The organism is Streptomyces phyllanthi, assembly GCF_009377205.1.
Taxonomy (GTDB): Bacteria; Actinomycetota; Actinomycetes; order Streptomycetales; family Streptomycetaceae; genus Streptomyces; species Streptomyces phyllanthi.
This window is the reverse complement of sequence record NZ_VJZE01000802.1, coordinates 1-2,287: the sequence shown is the minus strand read 5'-3', so window position 1 is coordinate 2,287 and position 2,287 is coordinate 1. Positions and strand designations below refer to the sequence as shown.

General features: G+C 72.4%; 2 protein-coding genes. Both read left to right on the top strand.

What is annotated here, in order from left to right; genetic code table 11:
* Positions 1–867 (top strand): aminotransferase class V-fold PLP-dependent enzyme (locus FNH04_RS45025; RefSeq protein ID WP_152792005.1); only part of this gene is annotated, 867 nt, incomplete at its 5' end.
* Positions 868–1,141: 274 nt separating this feature from the next.
* The gene (locus FNH04_RS45020) at positions 1,142–2,038 is read left to right on the top strand and encodes an alpha/beta hydrolase (protein WP_152792004.1); all 897 of its coding nucleotides are present in this window, start codon (positions 1,142–1,144) and stop codon (positions 2,036–2,038) included.
* Positions 2,039–2,287 lie beyond the last annotated feature (249 nt).

Here is a 2,287-nt window from a genome sequence, read left to right as displayed (position 1 = left end):
GGTGCTGGTGCCGGTCGGGACGAGATTCTCGTCGACGCCACGACCTTCCCCACGGACGGGTACATCGCCGCGTCGGCAGCCCGGATGACGGGGTGCTCGATACGCCCGGTCACGCCCGCCGAGGTGCCCGGCGCCCTCGGGCCCCGTACGGCCGCGGTGCTCCTGAACCACGTCGACTACCGCACGGGCAGGCTCCACGACCTGCCGGGCCTGACGGCGGCGGTGCACGAGGCGGGGGCGTACGTGGTCTGGGACCTGTGCCACAGCGCCGGTGCCCTGCCGGTCGGGCTGGACCAGCACGGGGTCGACCTGGCGGTCGGCTGCACGTACAAGTACCTGAACGGGGGCCCGGGTTCGCCCGCGTACCTCTACGTGCGCCGTGACCTCCAGTCCCGTTTCGACTCCCCGCTGCCCGGCTGGAACTCCCACGCCGAGCCGTTCGGCATGCGCTCCGAGTACACCCCGGCGTCGGGGGCGCTCCGGGGCCGGGTCGGTACGCCGGACATCCTGTCGATGCTGGCTCTGGAGGCGGCCCTGGAGGTGTGGGACGGGGTGCCGGTGGAGTCGGTGCGTGCCAAGTCCCTCGCTCTGACGGACTTCTTCCTGGAATGCGTCGCGTCGTACGTCCCGGAAGGCCTTGTCGAGTCCCTGACGCCGGTCGCCCACGCGGAACGGGGCAGCCAGGTGGCGTTGCGGTGCCCGGACGCCGGGGACGTGATGAAGCGGCTGATCGAGAGCGGTGTCGTCGGTGACTTCCGCTCTCCGGACGTCCTCCGCTTCGGCTTCACGCCCCTGTACGTGGGTTTCCGGGACGTGGAGAGGGCGGCTCGGGTGCTGGGGGATGTTCTCCGGGGTGTCCTGGGCTGAGGCCCGGTTCGCGGGCGGTGTTCCCGTCTCGCTCGCCTGTGACGTACACCCCGGCCGCGGTGGCGGTGCGATGCGCTGTTGCCGCGGCCGGGGTCTCACCGAACCGCGGCGGCGGTGCGATCCGCCGTTGCCATGGCCGGGGCACTCACCGAGCGTGACATCCGCCCGCAGGTACATGCCACCGGCCTGGTACCGTCCCGGCCAGCGGCCGTTCTTCCAACCGGCCCGCCCTTCGAACGCACCCCAAATCCGTTTGACCGCTGAGAGGTTGAGCATGCCGGACGACGCCGCAGCACAGGATGACGCCGTGGCCCGGGACGCCGCCGAGGAGGCGTCCGCCTTCTCGCACCCTCCGGTCGACCCGGACGCGAGTGCCACGTACGGCGACCACCCCGATCAGGTGATCGACTTCTACGCCCCGCGCGGGGACGCGGGGGGCGGGGCCGGCCCCGGCGCCACACCGCTGGTGGTCGTGCTGCACGGCGGCGCCTGGCGTGCCCCGTACGACCGCCGCCACATCACCCCGTTCGCCGATTTCCTGGCCCACCGCGGTTTCGCGGTGGCCAATGTGGAGTACCGGCGCGGTGCCGCGGAGGGTACGGCGGCGGAGGCGGGCCGGTGGCCGGAGACGTTCGACGACGTGGCGGCGGCGTTCGACGCGCTGCCCGACCTCATACGGGACCTGCTCCCGCAGGCCGACCCGCGCCGCACGGTGATCACCGGTCACTCGGCGGGCGGCCACCTCGCCCTGTGGGCCGCCGCCCGCCATGTCCTCCCGGCCGACGCGCCCTGGCGTACGGGCCGGCCGGCGCCCCTGCGCGGTGTCGTCGCACTCGCCCCGATCGCCGACTTCGGTGTCGCCGAGAAACTGGAGGTCTGCGGGGGAGCGGCCACGCAACTCCTCGGCGGGGCAGACGTGTTCGGCGAACGCCGTCCCTATGCCGACCCGGCCCTCCTGCTGCCGACGGGCATCGCCACCACGGTGGTGCAGGGCCGCACCGATGTCGTCGTCCCGCAGGCCGTCGCCGAGTCGTACGCCGACGCTGCTGCCAAGGCGGGAGAGATGGTCGGCCTCACGCTCCTTGAGGACGTCGGCCACTTCCCCCTGATCGATCCGGCGGCGGACGCGTGCGCGGTGGTGGCGGAGGAGATCGCCCAGCTGGCCTGGTGAGCGGGGCGTGCCGTCCCTCGGCGCCACTTCTTGGCCCCCTTTCTTGGCACCCCTCTGCTTTCTTGGCACCCCTCTTCGCTACTCCTCGGCACACTCCTTGGCGCCGCCCCTCGTGCTACCCGTAATACCTGAGAGCTACCTCGCAGGTGAGCTCCCTGGCGTGACGCCGACGACGAGCCGCCGTTCGTAACTTCCTTTCCATGCAAGCCCGATGAGCGGGCGGACGGGGAGGGACGGGCGTCATGGGGG

Bases quoted from the DNA above. Each gene is read 5' to 3' on its own strand.
- FNH04_RS45020 (WP_152792004.1), top strand. From the start codon at position 1,142: ATGCCGGACGACGCCGCAGCACAGGATGACGCCGTGGCCCGGGACGCC.